At 68.7% G+C, this 16,112-nt stretch carries 21 protein-coding genes; 8 read left to right on the forward strand and 13 right to left on the reverse strand.

Annotated elements, in window-relative coordinates:
- The first annotated feature begins 33 nt into the window (after window positions 1-33).
- Complete coding sequence (locus tag SOM08_RS20925) at window positions 34-876, forward strand: c-type cytochrome (protein WP_322469673.1); 843 nt, start codon at window positions 34-36, stop codon at window positions 874-876.
- A gap of 30 nt (window positions 877-906) precedes the next feature.
- Here the strand turns inward: SOM08_RS20925 and SOM08_RS20930 are convergent, their stop codons facing one another.
- The 3 genes from SOM08_RS20930 to SOM08_RS20940 are packed head-to-tail and all read right to left on the reverse strand — an operon-like array spanning window position 907 to window position 2,903.
- Entirely contained in the window at window positions 907-1,440 is a 534-nt protein-coding gene (locus SOM08_RS20930) for a DUF2946 family protein (protein WP_322469674.1), read from the reverse strand.
- Between the two features lie 10 nt (window positions 1,441-1,450).
- Window positions 1,451-2,446: a YheT family hydrolase gene (locus SOM08_RS20935; RefSeq protein ID WP_245981145.1), complete on the reverse strand. Its 996-nt coding sequence runs from the start codon at window positions 2,444-2,446 to the stop codon at window positions 1,451-1,453.
- A gap of 19 nt (window positions 2,447-2,465) precedes the next feature.
- Entirely contained in the window at window positions 2,466-2,903 is a 438-nt protein-coding gene (locus SOM08_RS20940; protein WP_116960950.1) for a YybH family protein, read from the reverse strand.
- Between the two features lie 71 nt (window positions 2,904-2,974).
- Between SOM08_RS20940 and SOM08_RS20945 the strand changes: the two genes are divergently transcribed.
- Genes SOM08_RS20945 through SOM08_RS20955 form a run of 3 tightly spaced genes read left to right on the forward strand, consistent with a single transcriptional unit; the run spans window position 2,975 to window position 5,076 of the window.
- On the forward strand, window positions 2,975-3,574 hold the full coding sequence (locus SOM08_RS20945) for a LemA family protein (RefSeq protein WP_116960951.1): 600 nt from the start codon (window positions 2,975-2,977) through the stop codon (window positions 3,572-3,574).
- A gap of 49 nt (window positions 3,575-3,623) precedes the next feature.
- Window positions 3,624-4,535, forward strand: coding sequence for a TPM domain-containing protein (locus SOM08_RS20950; RefSeq protein WP_322469675.1), 912 nt, complete (start codon window positions 3,624-3,626; stop codon window positions 4,533-4,535).
- A gap of 13 nt (window positions 4,536-4,548) precedes the next feature.
- Entirely contained in the window at window positions 4,549-5,076 is a 528-nt protein-coding gene (locus SOM08_RS20955; RefSeq protein WP_322469676.1) for a TPM domain-containing protein, read from the forward strand.
- Between the two features lie 71 nt (window positions 5,077-5,147).
- Here SOM08_RS20955 and SOM08_RS20960 read toward each other — a convergent pair whose 3' ends face one another.
- The 10 genes from SOM08_RS20960 to SOM08_RS21005 all read right to left on the reverse strand — a co-directional run bounded on the left by SOM08_RS20960 (window position 5,148) and on the right by SOM08_RS21005 (window position 13,103).
- On the reverse strand, window positions 5,148-5,717 hold the full coding sequence (locus tag SOM08_RS20960) for a cyclic nucleotide-binding domain-containing protein (protein WP_070401217.1): 570 nt from the start codon (window positions 5,715-5,717) through the stop codon (window positions 5,148-5,150).
- A gap of 117 nt (window positions 5,718-5,834) precedes the next feature.
- On the reverse strand, window positions 5,835-6,251 hold the full coding sequence (locus SOM08_RS20965) for a F0F1 ATP synthase subunit epsilon (protein WP_070401218.1): 417 nt from the start codon (window positions 6,249-6,251) through the stop codon (window positions 5,835-5,837).
- A gap of 24 nt (window positions 6,252-6,275) precedes the next feature.
- Window positions 6,276-7,688, reverse strand: a complete 1,413-nt coding sequence (atpD, locus tag SOM08_RS20970; RefSeq protein ID WP_070401219.1) for a F0F1 ATP synthase subunit beta — start codon at window positions 7,686-7,688, stop codon at window positions 6,276-6,278.
- A gap of 44 nt (window positions 7,689-7,732) precedes the next feature.
- Window positions 7,733-8,599 (reverse strand): F0F1 ATP synthase subunit gamma, encoded by an 867-nt coding sequence (gene atpG, locus SOM08_RS20975; protein WP_070401220.1) that lies wholly within the window; start codon window positions 8,597-8,599, stop codon window positions 7,733-7,735.
- Window positions 8,600-8,626: 27 nt separating this feature from the next.
- Window positions 8,627-10,183: a F0F1 ATP synthase subunit alpha gene (atpA, locus tag SOM08_RS20980; protein WP_116960954.1), complete on the reverse strand. Its 1,557-nt coding sequence runs from the start codon at window positions 10,181-10,183 to the stop codon at window positions 8,627-8,629.
- A gap of 52 nt (window positions 10,184-10,235) precedes the next feature.
- Window positions 10,236-10,766, reverse strand: a complete 531-nt coding sequence (locus SOM08_RS20985; protein ID WP_116960955.1) for a F0F1 ATP synthase subunit delta — start codon at window positions 10,764-10,766, stop codon at window positions 10,236-10,238.
- A gap of 21 nt (window positions 10,767-10,787) precedes the next feature.
- Entirely contained in the window at window positions 10,788-11,258 is a 471-nt protein-coding gene (locus tag SOM08_RS20990) for a F0F1 ATP synthase subunit B (protein WP_070401223.1), read from the reverse strand.
- Between the two features lie 126 nt (window positions 11,259-11,384).
- Window positions 11,385-11,630, reverse strand: coding sequence for a F0F1 ATP synthase subunit C (gene atpE / locus SOM08_RS20995; RefSeq protein WP_009519254.1), 246 nt, complete (start codon window positions 11,628-11,630; stop codon window positions 11,385-11,387).
- A gap of 77 nt (window positions 11,631-11,707) precedes the next feature.
- The gene (atpB, locus tag SOM08_RS21000; RefSeq protein ID WP_116960956.1) at window positions 11,708-12,574 is read right to left on the reverse strand and encodes a F0F1 ATP synthase subunit A; all 867 of its coding nucleotides are present in this window, start codon (window positions 12,572-12,574) and stop codon (window positions 11,708-11,710) included.
- A gap of 22 nt (window positions 12,575-12,596) precedes the next feature.
- Window positions 12,597-13,103 carry an ATP synthase subunit I gene (locus tag SOM08_RS21005; protein ID WP_116960957.1) on the reverse strand — a complete coding sequence of 169 codons (507 nt, stop codon included), beginning with the start codon at window positions 13,101-13,103 and terminating at the stop codon, window positions 12,597-12,599.
- Window positions 13,104-13,244: 141 nt separating this feature from the next.
- On the opposite strand from SOM08_RS21005, the gene SOM08_RS21010 reads away from it, so the two are divergent.
- From SOM08_RS21010 to lipA, 4 genes are read left to right on the forward strand one after another with little or no spacing between them, the layout of a single operon-like run.
- Window positions 13,245-14,120 (forward strand): D-amino acid aminotransferase, encoded by an 876-nt coding sequence (locus SOM08_RS21010; protein ID WP_322469677.1) that lies wholly within the window; start codon window positions 13,245-13,247, stop codon window positions 14,118-14,120.
- A 9-nt stretch (window positions 14,121-14,129) separates the two neighbouring features.
- Entirely contained in the window at window positions 14,130-14,414 is a 285-nt protein-coding gene (locus tag SOM08_RS21015) for a DUF493 family protein (protein WP_322469678.1), read from the forward strand.
- 4 nt (window positions 14,415-14,418) lie between these two features.
- Entirely contained in the window at window positions 14,419-15,111 is a 693-nt protein-coding gene (gene lipB, locus SOM08_RS21020; RefSeq protein WP_322469679.1) for a lipoyl(octanoyl) transferase LipB, read from the forward strand.
- Window positions 15,112-15,131: 20 nt separating this feature from the next.
- Window positions 15,132-16,112: a lipoyl synthase gene (gene lipA, locus SOM08_RS21025; protein ID WP_116960961.1), complete on the forward strand. Its 981-nt coding sequence runs from the start codon at window positions 15,132-15,134 to the stop codon at window positions 16,110-16,112.

The raw sequence follows: 16,112 nt of genomic DNA on the forward strand, positions 1-16,112 counted from the left end.
TTGAAGGCCCGCCTGCCACCCCCTGAGGACCCCATGAGCGACCACGATTCCCATACCGGCCCCATCAAGACGCCTGCCCAGCTGCTGTGGACGTCGTTCTTCGCGTTCGTGGTGCCTGTGTTCGTCATCATCGGCCTGGTCTACTTCGTGACCTCGGCCAACAAGCCCGGCGCCGGCGCGGTGGATACCGACATCGCGGTCGCCCAGCGCATCGAGAAGATCGGCTCCGTGGAAATCCGCGACGCCAACCGCCCGCTGGAGTCTGGCGCCAACGTCTTCAAGGCCCAGTGCGCCGCCTGCCACGAGGCCGGCCTCGCGGGCGCCCCCAAGTTCGGCGACGCCAGCGCCTGGGCCGCGCGCATCGCCACCGGTTACGAAGCGCTGCTGAATTCGGCGCTCAAGGGCAAGGGCGCCATGGGCGCACAGGGTGGCGGCGCCTTCCGCGACCCGGAGATCGGCCGTGCCGTCGTGTACATGGCCAACGCCGCCGGCGCCAAGTTCGCCGAGCCGCAGCTGGCGGCCCCCGCCCCGGCGGCCGAAGCCGCCGCGCCGGCGCCCGCACCGGCCGCGCCCGCGCCTGCTCCCGCGGCCGCGGCTCCTGCCGCCGCCCCTGCGCCGGCGGCCCCGGCCGTCGCCGCCAACGGCGAAGCTCTGTACAAGCAGGCCTGCACCGTGTGCCACGCCGCGGGCGTGGCCGGCGCGCCCAAGACGGGCGACAAGGCCGCCTGGGCCCCGCGCATCGCCCTGGGCGTGGACGCGCTCACCGCCAGCGCCATCAAGGGCAAGGGCGCCATGCCGCCCAAGGGTGGCGCCATGGCCGCCTCGGACGCCGAAATCAAGGCCGCCGTGCAGTACCTGGTGGACCGCGCCAAGTAAGCGCGCGCGGCGCCACCGAACACAAGCCGGTCAATGACCGGCTTTTTTCATGCCCTCGGGGCTGCGCACGAAGCCATAGCGTGCGGGCAGTTCGTCCACGCGCACGGCCTCGGGTTGCCAGCGGCCCGCCTCCACCGCATCGGCCGCGAGCGCCATGTCGGCCGTGTGCACGAGGCCGATGCCACGATCGGTGTCGAGGTAGAGCCGCCCCTCCTCGTCGAGCAGGCTGGAACGCACCGCCACGGGCTCGCCGTCGTGGGCCTGCACGCCGCCGTCGGGCTGCAGGCGCCAGACCCAGGGCGTGTTCTCCAGCTCCACGTACACGCGCTGCGGGCCGTTCTGAAAAAACCATTGGCCCTGTTCGTCGGCCGCGTAGTTGCGCTGGATGAAGGCAATGAGCTTGTCGTGCCGCAGCAGCGAGCCCTTGCTGCGTGCGAAGGGGCCGGCGGCCTGCACGCGGTCGTCGCGCATGTACCACTGGCCGCGCGCGTCCAGCCCCAGCCAGCCGTGGCAGTGCGGCACGTTGGGCCATTTGGCGAGCGCGGCCTTGACGATGTCGTCCATGACGGTGGCCTCAGGTGTGGGCGAGCAGCCAGTGTCCCACCGCCTCGGGCATGGCGCGCACATGGCCCGGCAATCCCCAGGCACCCAGCGGGGCGGCGAAGCCCACGTGGCCGCCGTGCGCCGGTTGCCACAGCGTCACGCGCGGCCCGGCCTCGCGCGCGCTCGGCAGCGAGTGCGCGGGCACGAAGGGGTCGTTGCGCGCATTGACGGCCAGCGCCGGCACGCGGATGCGCGCCAGGTGCGGCTTGGCGGAGGCGCGCGCCCAGTAGTCCTCGGCGTCGCGAAAACCGTGCAGCGGCGCGGTGAAGATGTCGTCGAAGGCGTGCAGGTCGGCCGCTGCGCGCAAAGCCTCGGCGTTGAACAGGCCCGGGTGCTGGGCCAGCTTGTCCAGGGCCTTGGGCTTCATGCTGCGCAGGAACATGCGCGTGTAGATCTGCCGGTTCAGGCCCCGCCCGATGGCGTGGCCGCCCGCCGCGAGGTCCAGCGGCGAGCACACCGCCGCCACCGCCGTCACCACGCCGCCCGCCGCATCGCCGGACTCACCGGCCCAGCGCAGCAGCGCGTTGCCGCCCAGCGAGACGCCCACCGCGACCAATGGGCGCAGCGGGTCGGCCTGGGCGAAGCGGCGCAGGATCCAGTCGATCTCCTCGAAGTCCCCCGAGTGGTAGGCGCGCGGCGCGCGGTTGATCTCGCCCGAGCAGCCGCGAAAGTGCGGCACCGCGTAGGCCAGGCCGCGCTCGGCGGCGAAATCGGCGAAGGCCACGGCGTACTGGCTGGCCGAGGAGCCCTCGAGCCCGTGGAACAGCACCAGCCGCGGCGACTGCGCGTGCGCCGCGTGCGTGGCGTGGTCGACATCGATGAAGTCTCCGTCGGGCGTGGTCCAGCGCTCGCGCCGCCAAAGGGGCGCCGGGCCGAAATGCCGGCGCGCCAGCAGCGCGGGCCAGATGGTCTGCGCGTGCCCGCCGGGCAGCCACCAGGGCGCTCGGTAGGCGGACAGATCGGCCAACAAGGGTTCGGGCTTCAATTCAATGCAGCAAGGGCTTCTGGGCGGACGCCTCGGCCGGCTCGGTGCGCGTGCCCGGGCTCGCGTGGTGCGCGATCAGGCGCCAGCCCTGCGCCGTTTTGATGTAGACGTTGGTGGCGAGCACGAAGGCATGGCGCGGCCCGTCGTCGCCGAGCACGGCCACGCGCTCGACCACGCTGTGCACGGCACAGTGGCCGTCGTCGTGGCGGTGCAGCTTCTCGGGCATGGCCATCACGCTGCCATTGGCGAACATGGCCTCGAAGGTGGCGCGGATGGCCTCGTGCCCCAGCAGGCGCGGGCCACCGGGGTGCACGCAGACGATGTCGTCCTCGTCCGCCCAGCAGGCCATGAGGCGGTCGATGTCGGCGTGTTGCAGGGCGTCGTAGAACGCGGCTTCGGTGTCGTCCGGCGTACCCGGTGGCAGCTTGGGTTTGCGCATGCGCGCATTGTGCCGCCGCGCCACGGGTGCGGGGTATAGTGCCCGCGAACCCGGAACCCCAAGGAGATCCCATGCGTCGCCTGCTCTCGCTGCTGCTGCTCTGCGCCACTGCCGTGCTGGGCGGCTGCGGCTACAACGATTTCCAGCGCCTGGACGAAGAAAGCCGCTCGGCCTGGGCCGAGGTGCTCAACCAGTACCAGCGCCGCGCCGACCTCATCCCCAACATCGTCGCCACCGTGCAGGGCGAGGCCAATTTCGAGCGCGGCACGCTGGAGGCGGTGATCAACGCGCGCGCCAAGGCCACCTCGATCCAGGCCACGCCCGAGCTGCTCAACGACCCCGCGGCGCTGCAGAAATTCCAGGCGGCGCAGGGCGAGCTGGGCAGCGCGCTCAGCCGCCTGATGGTGGTGGTGGAGCAGTACCCCAACCTCAAGGCCAACCAGGGCTTCTCCGACCTGCGCGTGCAGCTCGAGGGCACCGAGAACCGCATCGCCGTGGCGCGCAACCGCTACATCCAGGCCGTGCAGGCCTACAACGTGCTGGCGCGCAGTTTCCCGAGCAACCTCACGGCCATGGTGTTCGGCTACCAGCCCAAGGCCAACTTCACCGTGACCAACGAGGCGCAGATCAGCCAGCCGCCCAAGGTGGACTTCGGCACGCAGAAACCGTAAGGCCGCGCCTGGCCGCACCCTGAACCCCACGCGGCCGCGCCCCCCGTCGATGAGCACCCCCCTGTTGCGCGCGCTGATGGCCCTGGTCCTGGGCCTGGCCACCGCCTTCGCTTGGGCGCAGGGCCTGCAGCCCGTGCCCGAGCTGCGCGCGCGGGCGATGGACCTCACGGGCACGCTGGACGCCGCCTCGCTGCAGCGCCTCGAGGAGCGCCTGGCCGGCTTCGAGCGCGAACGCGGCACGCAGATCGTGGTGCTGATGGTGGCGAGCACCGCCCCCGAGGACATCGCCGACTACACCCAGCGCCTGGGCGACGCCTGGAAGATCGGGCGCCGCGACGTGGGCGACGGCTTGCTGTTCGTCATCGCCAAGGACGACCGGCGCATGCGCATCGCGCCGGCCAAGACGCTCGAAGGCGCCATCCCGGACCTGCTGGCGCGCCGCATCCTCGACCAGGCGGTGGCACCCGCCTTGCGGCGCGGCGATTTCGCGGGCGGCATCGACGCCGGGCTCACGCAGATCATGGCCGCCGTGCGCGGCGAGGCGCTGCCGCTGCCCGCCCAGGAGCCGAGCGCCCGCGGCGGCGCCGGCGAATGGACCGATGCCCTGGTGTTTCTGCTGTTCGCCGTGCCCATGGTCGCCGGTTTCATGCGCCGGGCCTTCGGGCGCGGGCTGGGCATCCCGCTCACCGGCGCGGCCACGGGTGTGATCGCCTGGCTGCTCACCTCGGTGCTGTGGGTGGCGGCCGGGGCCGCGGTGCTGGGCATGCTGGTGGCGGTGCTCGCTCGCTTCATGCCGGCGTCGATGCCTTCGTCGCGCGGCCGTGGCGGCCCTTGGGGCGGCAGCGGCGGCTGGGGGGGTGGCGGCTTCGGCGGCGGTCGCGGCGGCTTTGGCGGCGGCGGGGGCTTCAGCTCCGGCGGCGGCGGCAACTTCGGGGGCGGCGGCGCCTCCGGCGGCTGGTGAGGAGGGCCCGGTCATGAACCGCTGGTGGCGCTTGCTCAGACACCGCTGGATGGACCGCCACGACAGCGCGCGCGCCGTGCCCGACGACATGGCCGAACGCCTCACTCGGCGGGTCACGGCCAGCGAGGCGCGCCACACCGGGGAGGTGCGCCTGGTGGTCGAGGCCGCCTTGCCCACCAGCTACCTGCTGCGCATCGGCCCCCGCGAGCCCCTGGCCGCCGTGGTGCGCGACCGCGCCCTCGCCTGGTTCGGCCGCCTGCGGCTGTGGGACACCGAACACAACAACGGCGTGCTGATCTACCTGCTGCTCGCCGAACACGCCATCGAGTTCGTGGCCGACCGCGCGCTGGCGCGCCGGGTGCCGCCCGAGACCTGGCAGGCGATCGTCGACCGGCTGGGTGCGCAATTGCGCGCGGGTGGGTTCGAGGATGGCCTCACGCAGGCGCTGGAGGAGGTGTCGGCGCTGCTGGTGCAGCACTTCCCGTCCGACGCCGCGGCGCCGGGCGAGAACGAGCTGCCCGATGCGGTGCTGCGCGCCTGAGCGCTGCACCGCCCCGCCAGCGCTCGCACCGAAGCGCACCGCGCGGTGGGGACACAGATTCGCGCCGCCGTTCAGCCGCGCCCGCGCGTCAGATTGGTGCGGTTGTTCATCACCACCTGCAGCTCTTGCTGCAGGGCCTTGTTCATCTGGGCGAAGGTCTTGAGCTTGCGCGTGGTGTCGCGCAGCCGGTCGGCCAGGCGCTTGGAAATGGCCAGCAGCAGGCGCGAGCCCAGGCGCGGATCGTCCTTGAGCAGGCGCATCAGCGCGGTGCGCGACAGCACGGCGGCGGCGATGTCGGTGTTGGCCGTGCAGGTGGCCGAGCGCGGCGCCCCGTCGAGCACGCCCATCTCGCCCAGCAGGTGGCCCGGGCCCATCACGTTGACCACCATGCTCTCGTGCAGGCCGGGCAGGTCGCTCTCGACGGCAATGTCGCCTTCCAGCACCAGCAGCATGTAGTCGTTGCCGCGCACCTCGCCCTCGTGAATGATCACGGTGCCGGCCTTGATGAGCTTGGGCTTCATGTAACCCACCACCTTCATCGCGTCCGCGATCGTGAGATCGGCGAGCGCCGTCGGCGTGACCAGCAGCCGGGCGGCGACTTCTTCAGGGGCGAGTTCCGGACTGTCGAAGAGCGAGGACATGCAGCGGGTGGCGCGCGGGGGACGCGGCCATCATAGTGAAGCGCCCGAACGCTGAACAGCGGCGCGGGCAAAAAAAGACCGGCGCAGGGCCGGTCTCTCGCGAAGGGAAGACGTCCTTCACTTCTTCTGGCGGTACTTGCGCAGCGCAGCGATCTGCGCGGCCATGACCGCGAGTTCGGACGTGGCCTTGGCCAGGTCAACGTCGGTCTTGGCGTTCTTCACCGCTTCTTCGGCCTGCTGGCGGGCCGACGAGGCCTTGGCCTCGTCGAGGTCCTTGCCGCGAATGGCGGTGTCGGACAGCACAGTGATGGCGTTGGGCTGCACCTCGAGGATGCCGCCGGCCACGAAGACGAACTCTTCGCCGCCGTCGGCCTTCTCGATGCGCACGGCACCGGGCTTGATGCGGGTGATCAGCGGAATGTGGCCGGGCAGGATGCCGAGCTCACCCGCCTCGCCCGGCAGGGCGACGAATTTGGCCTCGCCCGAGAAGATGGACTCCTCGGCGCTGACCACGTCGACGTGGATGGTGCTCATGGTATTTCCTCAGGCAGGGACCGATCAGCCCGCCGCCAGCTTCTTGGCCTTCTCGAAGGCCTCGTCGATGGTGCCGACCATGTAGAAGGCCTGCTCGGGCAGGTGGTCGCATTCGCCGGCGGTGATCATCTTGAAGCCGCGGATGGTCTCGGCCAGCGGCACGTACTTGCCGGGCGAGCCGGTGAACACCTCGGCCACGTGGAAAGGCTGCGACAGGAAGCGCTGGATCTTGCGAGCGCGGGCCACGGCCAGCTTGTCTTCGGGAGACAGTTCGTCCATGCCCAGGATGGCGATGATATCGCGCAGCTCCTTGTAGCGCTGCAGCGTGCCCTGCACGGCGCGGGCCGTGCTGTAGTGCTCCTCGCCCACGACCAGCGGATCGAGCTGGCGGCTGGTGGAGTCCAGCGGGTCCACGGCGGGGTAGATACCCAGGGCGGCAATGTCGCGGCTCAGCACCACGGTGGAGTCCAGGTGGGCGAAGGTGGTGGCGGGCGAGGGGTCGGTCAGGTCGTCCGCGGGCACGTACACGGCCTGGATCGAGGTGATGGAGCCCACCTTGGTGGAGGTGATGCGCTCCTGCAGACGGCCCATCTCTTCGGCCAGCGTCGGCTGGTAACCCACGGCGGACGGCATGCGGCCCAACAGGGCGGACACTTCGGTACCGGCCAGCGTGTAGCGGTAGATGTTGTCCACGAAGAACAGCACGTCGCGGCCTTCGTCGCGGAAGGACTCGGCGATGGTCAGGCCGGTCAGGGCCACGCGCAGGCGGTTGCCCGGGGGCTCGTTCATCTGGCCGTAGACCATGGCCACTTTCGACTCGGCCAGGTCGTCCAGCTTCACGACGCCGGAGTCGGCCATCTCGTGATAGAAGTCGTTGCCCTCGCGGGTGCGCTCACCCACGCCGGCGAACACGGACAGGCCCGAGTGCGCCTTGGCGATGTTGTTGATGAGCTCCATCATGTTCACGGTCTTGCCCACGCCGGCGCCACCGAACAGGCCCACCTTGCCGCCCTTGGCGAAGGGGCAGACCAGGTCGATCACCTTGATGCCGGTCTCCAGCAGTTCCTGCGAGGGCGACAGCTCGTCGTAGGCCGGGGCCTTGCGGTGGATGGAGGCGGTGAGCGTCTGGTCGACGGGACCGCGTTCGTCGATGGGGTTGCCCAGCACGTCCATGATGCGGCCCAGCGTGGCCTTGCCCACGGGCACGGTGATGGGGGCGTTGGTGTTGGTCACCAGCATGCCGCGGCGCAGGCCGTCGGACGAGCCCAGGGCGATGGTGCGCACCACGCCGTCACCGAGCTGCTGCTGGACTTCCAGCGTGAGGGCCGTGCCCTCCATCTTCAGCGCGTCGTACACGCGCGGCATTTGGTCGCGCGGGAATTCCACGTCCACAACGGCGCCGATGCACTGGACGATCTTGCCTTGCACTTGAGACATGATGTTTACCTTCTGTTTTCTCTGGATTCGGAGGGGCGCGGACCTTAGACGGCGGCGGCGCCGGCGACGATCTCGGACAGCTCTTTGGTGATGGCGGCCTGGCGGGTCTTGTTGTAGACGAGCTTGAGCTCGCCGATCACGTTGCCCGCGTTGTCGGTCGCGGCCTTCATGGCCACCATGCGCGCCGCCTGCTCGGACGCCATGTTCTCGGCCACGGCCTGGTAGACCTGGGCCTCGACGTAGCGCAGCAGCAGCTCGTCGATGACGGTGGCCGCGTCGGGTTCGTAGATGTAGTCCCAGTCGCGGCCGCCCGCGCCTTCCTGCAGGTCCTCGGCGGTCAGGGGCAGCAGCTGCTGCACCACGACCTCTTGCCTCATCGTGTTGATGAAGCGGGTGTAGGCCAGGTGCACGCTCTTGATGCGGCCCTCGGTGTAGGCGTCGAGCAGCACCTTGACGGGGCCGATCAGCTTGTCCAGGTGGGGCCGGTCGCCCAGGTTCGTGACGCTGGACACCACCTTGGCGCCGATGCGGTTCATGAAGCCCAGGCCCTTGTTGCCGATGGCCACGATCTCGGCCGACTCACCCGCGGCCTGCAGGGCCTTGAGCTCGTTCGTGAAGGCGCGCAACACGTTGGTGTTGAGGCCGCCACAGAGGCCCTTGTCCGTGGTCACGACGACGAAGCCCGCGGTCTTGGCTTCGTTGGTTTCCATGAACGGGTGCGTGTACTCGGGGTTCGCCTTGCTCAGGTTGCCCGCAATCTGCCGCACCTTCTCGGCGTAAGGCCGGGCCGCACGCATGCGGTCCTGCGCCTTGCGCATCTTGGACACGGAAATCATCTCCATGGCCTTGGTGATCTTCTTCGTCGATTCGAAGTTTTTGATCTTGCCGCGGATTTCCTTGCCTGTAGCCATCGCTGCTCCTGGTTGGCCCTGGGGCGCTCAGTACGTGCCGGTTTTCTTGAACTCGGCGATGGCCGCCGACAGCTGGGCTTCGGCGTCCTTGTCCATGGCCTTGTCGTTCTGCAGCTTGCTCAGCAGCGCGGCGTGCTTGTCCTTCAGGAAGGCGTGCATGCCCGACTCGAAAGCCAGCACCTTCTTCACGTCGACGTCGTCCAGGAAGCCCTTGTTCACCGCGAACAGCGACGCGGCCATCAGGCTGATGGACTGCGGGCTGTACTGGGCCTGCTTGAGCAGTTCGGTCACGCGGGCACCGCGGTCAAGCTGCTTGCGGGTGGCTTCGTCGAGGTCGGAGGCGAACTGCGCGAAGGCCGCGAGTTCACGGTACTGCGCGAGGTCGGTACGGATACCGCCGGACAGGCCCTTGATCAGCTTGGTCTGGGCGGCACCACCCACGCGCGACACCGAGATACCCGCGTTGATCGCGGGACGGATGCCGGCGTTGAAGAGGTTGGTTTCCAGGAAGATCTGGCCGTCGGTGATCGAGATCACGTTGGTCGGCACGAACGCCGACACGTCACCGGCTTGCGTCTCGATGATGGGCAGCGCGGTCAGCGAGCCGGTCTTGCCCTTGACTTCACCCTTGGTGAAGGCTTCGACGTAGTCGGCGTTGACGCGCGCGGCGCGCTCGAGCAGGCGGCTGTGCAGATAGAACACGTCGCCCGGGTAGGCTTCACGGCCCGGCGGGCGGCGCAGCAACAGGGAGACCTGACGGTAGGCCACGGCCTGCTTGGACAGGTCGTCGTACACGATGAGGGCGTCCTGGCCGCGGTCGCGGAAGTACTCGCCCATGGTGCAGCCCGAGTAGGCCGACAGGTACTGCATGGCGGCCGACTCGGAAGCCGACGCGGCGACGACGATGGTGTAGTCCATCGCACCGGCCTGCTCGAGGGCACGCACCACGTTCTTGATCGACGACGCCTTCTGGCCGATGGCGACGTAGATACAGGTCATGTTCTGACCCTTCTGGTTGATGATCGCGTCGATCGCCACGGCGGTCTTGCCGGTCTGGCGGTCGCCGATGATCAGCTCGCGCTGGCCACGGCCGACGGGCACCATGGAGTCGATGGACTTCAGGCCGGTCTGCACCGGCTGGTCGACCGACTGGCGCGCGATCACGCCCGGGGCGACCTTCTCGATCACGTCGGTCAGCTTGGCGTTGATCGGGCCCTTGCCGTCGATGGGCTGACCCAGGGCGTTCACCACGCGGCCCACGAGCTCGGGGCCCACGGGCACCTCCAGGATGCGGCCCGTGCACTTGACGGTGTCGCCTTCGGAGATGTGCTCGTACTCGCCCAGCACCACGGCGCCGACGGAGTCGCGCTCGAGGTTGAGCGCCAGGCCGAAGGAAGGCACGCCGTCCTTGTTGGCCGGGAATTCGAGCATCTCACCCTGCATCACGTCGGACAGGCCGTGCACGCGCACGATGCCGTCGGTGACGGACACCACGGTACCCTGGTTGCGCACGTCGCTGCTGGCCGCCAGGCCCTCGATGCGGGACTTGATCAGTTCGGAAATTTCGGCGGGATTGAGTTGCATGACTCTTTCCTTCTTTCGTTGATTGGTATGCGGCGCGCCCGACGTCCGGCCATCAGGCCGTGAGGGCAACTTTCATCTGTTCCAGGCGGGCCTTGACGGAGGTGTCCAGCACCTCATCGCCGACCACCACGCGAATGCCGCCGATGAGTTCGGGCTGCACTTGCACCTGCAGGTTGAGCGGGCGGGCGAAGCGCTTCTCGAGCACGGCCGACAGGTCGGCCAGGGCCGAGGGCTCGATCGGGAAGGCGCTGTACACCGTGGCGTCGGCCGAACCCTGCTGGGCGTTCTTGAGCGCGCGGAACTGGGCGGCGATCTCGGGCAGCGCGGCCAGGCGGTCATTGTCGATCACCGTGCGCAGGAAGTTCTGGCCGGCGGTCGGCAGCGGGCTCTTGAGCACGCCACCGATGAGATCGAACACCTGCTGGGGCGTGACCTTGGGGTTGTCGGCGAACTGGCGCAGCCCCGCATCGGCGGCCACGGTGGCCAGGGCGTCAAGCCAGGCCGCCGCGCCGGCGGCATCCTGGCCGCAGGCCTTGAACAGCGCTTCCGCGTACGGGCGGGCAATGGTGGCGATTTCGGCCATGGTCGTCTCGTGTTGGACCGATCAGAGCTCGGTCTTCAGGCGGTTGAGCAGGTCGGCGTGCACGCCGGCGTTGACTTCCTTGCGCAGGATCTGCTCGGCGCCCTTGACGGCCAGCGCGGCCACCTGCTCGCGCAGCGTCTCGCGGGCCTTGACGACCTGCTGCTCGGCTTCCTGGCGCGCGGCGGCCACGATCTTGGCGGCCTCGTCGTTGGCGCGGGCCTTGGCCTCTTCGATGATGGTCTGGGCGCGGCGCTCGGCGTCGGCCAGGCGGGTGGCGGACTCGTTGCGCGACTTGCCCAGCTCCTCTTCGACGCGCTTGTTGGTCGCGGCGAGCTCGGTCTTGGCCTTCTCGGCGGCGGCCAGGCCTTCGGAAATCTTCAGCGCGCGCTCATCGAGGGCCTTTGCGATCGGTGGCCAGATGAACTTCATCGTGAACCAGATCAGGATCGCGAAGACGATGGCCTGCGCAAAGAGGGTTGCATTGATGTTCATCGCAACGCCTTTCTGTGTGGACTAAGGGAAAAACACACCGGCGAACCGGCGGACGGACCGGGGCGGCGGCGGGCGCTGCGCCCGCTCACCGCGATGGCCGCGCCCGCGCGGGGCCGACCAACCGATTTACAGCGTGAAGGGGTTGGCGAAGGCGAACAGCAGGGCGATGGCCACGCCGATCAGGAAGGCCGCGTCGATCAGGCCGGCCAGGATGAACATCTTGGTTTGCAGGTCGTTCATGAGTTCGGGCTGACGGGCCGAAGACTCGAGGAACTTGCCGCCCATCAGCGCGATGCCGATGGAAGCGCCGATGGCGCCCAGACCGACGATGAGGCCGCAAGCCAGAGCGACGAGACCCAGAACGTTTTCCATGATGACTCCTATTGAGATGGAAGTTTGCTGATTGAGAAAAGGAACGAAATTACCCGAGCGCGTCCTGGACGGTCGCGTCAGTGAGCGTCATGCGCCTGCCCCAGGTAGATAAGGGCCAGCATCATGAAGATGAACGCCTGCAAGGTGATGACCAGGATGTGGAACAAGGTCCACACCGTGCCGGCGATCAGGTGTCCGACGAAGAAGAGTCCACCGCCGAGCGAGAGGGTGGCATAGGCCCCCAGCAGCGCGATCAGCATGAACACCAGCTCACCCGCGAACATGTTGCCAAACAACCGCATGCCGTGCGAAACCGTCTTCGCCACGAACTCGATCATTTGCATCAGGAAGTTGACCACGCCCAGCAGCACCGCCCAGAGCGGGTTCTTGCTGGTGCCGAAGGGAGCGGACACCAATTCGTGCGCCCAGCCGCCCAGGCCCTTGATCTTGATGTTGTAGAACAGGCAGAGCAGCAGGACAGAGACGGACAGGCCCAGGGTCGTGGACAGGTCGGCCGTGGGCACCACGCGCAGGTAGTCCTTGAAGCCCATGGCGGGGCCGGCGCTGTGCCAGATCTGGGGAATCAGGTCGACCGGGATCATGTCCATGAAGTTCATCAGGAAGATCCAGACGAACACGGCCAGGGCGAGGGGGGCGATGAGCTTGCGGCTGGTGGCGTTGTGGATGACGGCCTTGGCCTGGTTGTCCACCATTTCGACCAGGATCTCGACGGCGGCCTGGAAGCGGCCCGGCACACCGGCGGTGGACTTGCGCGCGGCCAGCCACAGCACGACGCACATGAGCAGGCCCAGCAGGCTGCTGACGACCACCGAATCCACGTTGATCACGGAGAAGTCGACGATGCTCGACTGCTTGTGGTTCGTCAGGTGAACGAGGTGGTGGCGAATGTATTCGCCCGGGGTCAGAGTGCCTTCAGCAGCCATTTGTGTGCACCAAAACGCGGAGTCAACCGTTTGCGACCGGTCTGCGGGTCTGGAGCAGCACCCCAAACCAGTAGACCTTGAGAACCAACACCAGCCCGATCAGCAGCCCGATCCAGTTCGGCTCGGGCAGGATCCAGACCGCCGCGGCCAGCAGAGCCACCGACAGCAGGACTTTCACGCCCTCCCAGAACAGGAAACCGACCAGCGCGGCCTGCGCAAAGCCCGACGAGAGCCGGGACAAGGCGCTGGAGGTCAATCCGTAGGCCATGAGGGCCGAAGGGATCGCCACCGTTGCCGCGCCGTACAGGACCGACACCGCGACAGAGGCCCGCTGCGTGAGCAACGCGGCAACCGCGGCGGCGAGCAGCCCCACCAGCCACTGCACCCCCACCAGCCGCCAGAGCGATAGCCCCGGCTGGCTGGCGCGCCATTGCCGCGCTTCCTCGCGCGTCAACGGCTTGAATTCGGGTTCTTGCGCCCCATCTCCGAGGTCATCGGTCAAGGGCGGCGTCGGCTTGGCAGTCAGCATGGGTCGACAACGCGGTTGACGGAGAGATGACGGACCGGTCAGGTTCGCAAAGCCATTGATTATACGTAGAAACCCGATGGGCCAGTCAAGGCTGGGGGGCGGTCGCGCGCGGGCGAAAACACCCAGCCGGATAATCCCCTCATGAACCCTCCCCTGCCCGATTCGCTCTGCTTTCTCAACGGCGACTACAGCGCCCTGCGCGACGCGCGCATCAGCGTGCTCGATCGCGGCTTCAGCTTCGGTGACGGCGTCTACGAGGTGCTGCCGGCCTACGGCGGGCGGATCTTCCGCTTCACCGAGCACATGGACCGGCTGGACCGCTCGCTGCGCGAGCTGCGCATCGCCAACCCGCACACGCGCGACGAGTGGCTGGCGATCGCGCGTCGGCTGATCGCCGACCGCCAGGCCGCGGGCGTGGTCAACCAGCTGATCTACCTGCAGGTCACGCGCGGCGTGGCGCCGCGCGACCACGTGATGGTGCCGGGGCTGACGCCCACGGTGTTCGTGATGGCCGGCGAGATGAAGCTGCCCAGCCCCGAGCAGCGCGCCAAAGGCGTGGCCTGCGTGACGGCCGACGACTTCCGCTGGCAGAAGGCCCATATCAAAAGCACCAGCCTGCTGGGCGCGGTCTTCGCACGCCAGATCAGCGCCGACGCCGGCGCGCTGGAGACCGTGATGTTCCGCGACGGCTTCCTCAGCGAGGCCGCGGCCAGCAACGTCTGGGTGGTGAAGAACGGCACCGTGATGGGGCCGCCCAAGGACCACCTGGTGCTGGAAGGCATCCGCTACGGCCTGATCGAGTCGATCTGCCGCGACAACGGCATCCCCTTCGAGCTGCGCCGCGTGTCGCGCGACGAGGTGCTGGCCGCCGACGAGCTGCTGCTGTCCTCGGCCACCAAGGAGGTGCTGCCCATCACCACGCTCGACGGCCGCCCCGTGGGCAACGGCCAGCCCGGTCCGGTGGGCGCGCGCCTGCTGGCCGCCTACCAGCGCGCCGTGGCCGAGCAATCCCTCTGAGGCCACGCCATGCACACGCCCCCCGACATCCCGCCCGAGCAGTCGCTCATCACCTACCCCACCCATTTCCCGATCAAGGTGATGGGCGACAACGTCGAGGGCTTCGCCGAGGCCATCATCGAGTTGGTGCGCAACTTCGACCCGTCCTTCGACGCCGCCACGCTGGAGCGCCGGCCCAGCAAGGCCGGCAACTACATGGGCCTGACGGTGGCCGTGTTCGTCACCAGCCGCGACCAGCTCGACGAGGTCTACCGCACCCTGACCACGCACCCCATGGTCAAGGTCGTGCTCTGATTCCATGGACGTGCGCTGGCTCGGCCGGGCCGCCTACCGGCCCACCTACGAAGCCATGCAGGCCTTCACCGCCGCACGCGTGTCCGACACGCCCGATCAGCTCTGGGTCTGCGAGCACCCACCGGTGTTCACGCAAGGCCTGGCCGGGCACGAAGACCACCTGCTCGCGCCCGGCGGCATCGAGGTGGTGGCCACCAACCGCGGCGGCCAGGTCACTTACCACGGCCCGGGCCAGGTGGTGGCCTATCCGCTGATCGACCTGCAGCGCGCCGGCTACTTCGTCAAGGAATACGTCTACCGCATCGAAGAGGCGGTGATCCGCACGCTGGACCATTTCGGCGTCACCGGCCACCGCGTGGCCGGCGCGCCCGGCATCTACGTGCGGCGGGACGACCCGCGCGGCCACGCGCGGCTGCCGCAGGCGCCCGCGCGGCGCGAACCCGGCAGTCCGCCGCCCGCGCCCGACTTCACCGGCCTGGGCAAGATCGCGGCGCTGGGCATCAAGGTGAGCCGGCACTGCACCTACCACGGCGTGGCCCTGAACGTGGCCATGGACCTGCAACCCTTCCGCCGTATCAACCCGTGCGGCTACGCCGGGCTGGAAACGGTGGACCTTTCTACAATCGGCGTCCCCGTCACCTGGGACGACGCGGCCGCCGTCCTGAGCCAGAAGCTCGGCGCACTGCTGGCGCCCTGAGCCCATCGCCCCCCTTTGCCATGAGCACGACCTACGATCCCACCGCCAAGCAGAAAAGCCAGGCCAAGACCGCGCGCATCCCCATCAAGATCGTGCCGGCCGAGACGCTCAAGAAGCCGGAGTGGATCCGCGTCAAGGCGGGCAGTCCGAGCACCCGCTTCTACGAGATCAAGGACATCCTGCGCAGCAACAAGCTGGTGACGGTGTGCGAGGAGGCCAGCTGCCCCAACATCGGCGAGTGCTTCGGCAAGGGCACGGCCACCTTCATGATCATGGGCGACAAATGCACGCGCCGCTGCCCGTTCTGCGACGTCGGCCACGGCCGCCCCGATCCGCTGGACGCCGACGAGCCGCTCAACCTCGCCAAGACCATCGCGCAGCTCCAGCTCAAGTACGTGGTGATCACCAGCGTGGACCGCGACGACCTGCGCGACGGCGGCGCGGGCCATTTCGTCGAGTGCATCCGCAAGACGCGCGAACTCTCCCCCCAGACCACCATCGAGGTGCTGGTGCCCGACTTCCGCGGCCGCGACGACCGCGCGCTGGACATCCTGAAGGCCGCGCCGCCCGACGTGATGAACCACAACCTGGAGACCGTGCCGCGCCTGTACAAGGAAGCGCGCCCGGGCTCGGACTACGCCTTCAGCCTGAACCTGCTCAAGAAGTTCAAGGCCCTGTTCCCGAACGTGCCGACCAAGAGCGGCATCATGGTCGGCCTGGGCGAGACCGACGAGGAGATCCTGCAGGTGATGCAGGACATGCGCGAGCACGGCATCGACATGCTCACCATCGGGCAGTACCTGTCGCCCAGCGGCCACCACCTGCCGGTGCGCCGCTACGTGCACCCCGACACCTTCAAGATGTTCGAGGCCAAGGCCTACGAGATGGGCTTCACCCACGCCGCCGTGGGCGCCATGGTGCGCAGCAGCTACCACGCCGACCAGCAGGCCCACGGCGTGCTGGAAGCGCTGGCGGCGCCGGCGTCCGCCGGCCCGCGCTGA

Source organism: Hydrogenophaga sp. SNF1, assembly GCF_034421675.1.
Classification (GTDB): domain Bacteria; phylum Pseudomonadota; class Gammaproteobacteria; order Burkholderiales; family Burkholderiaceae_C; genus Hydrogenophaga; species Hydrogenophaga borbori.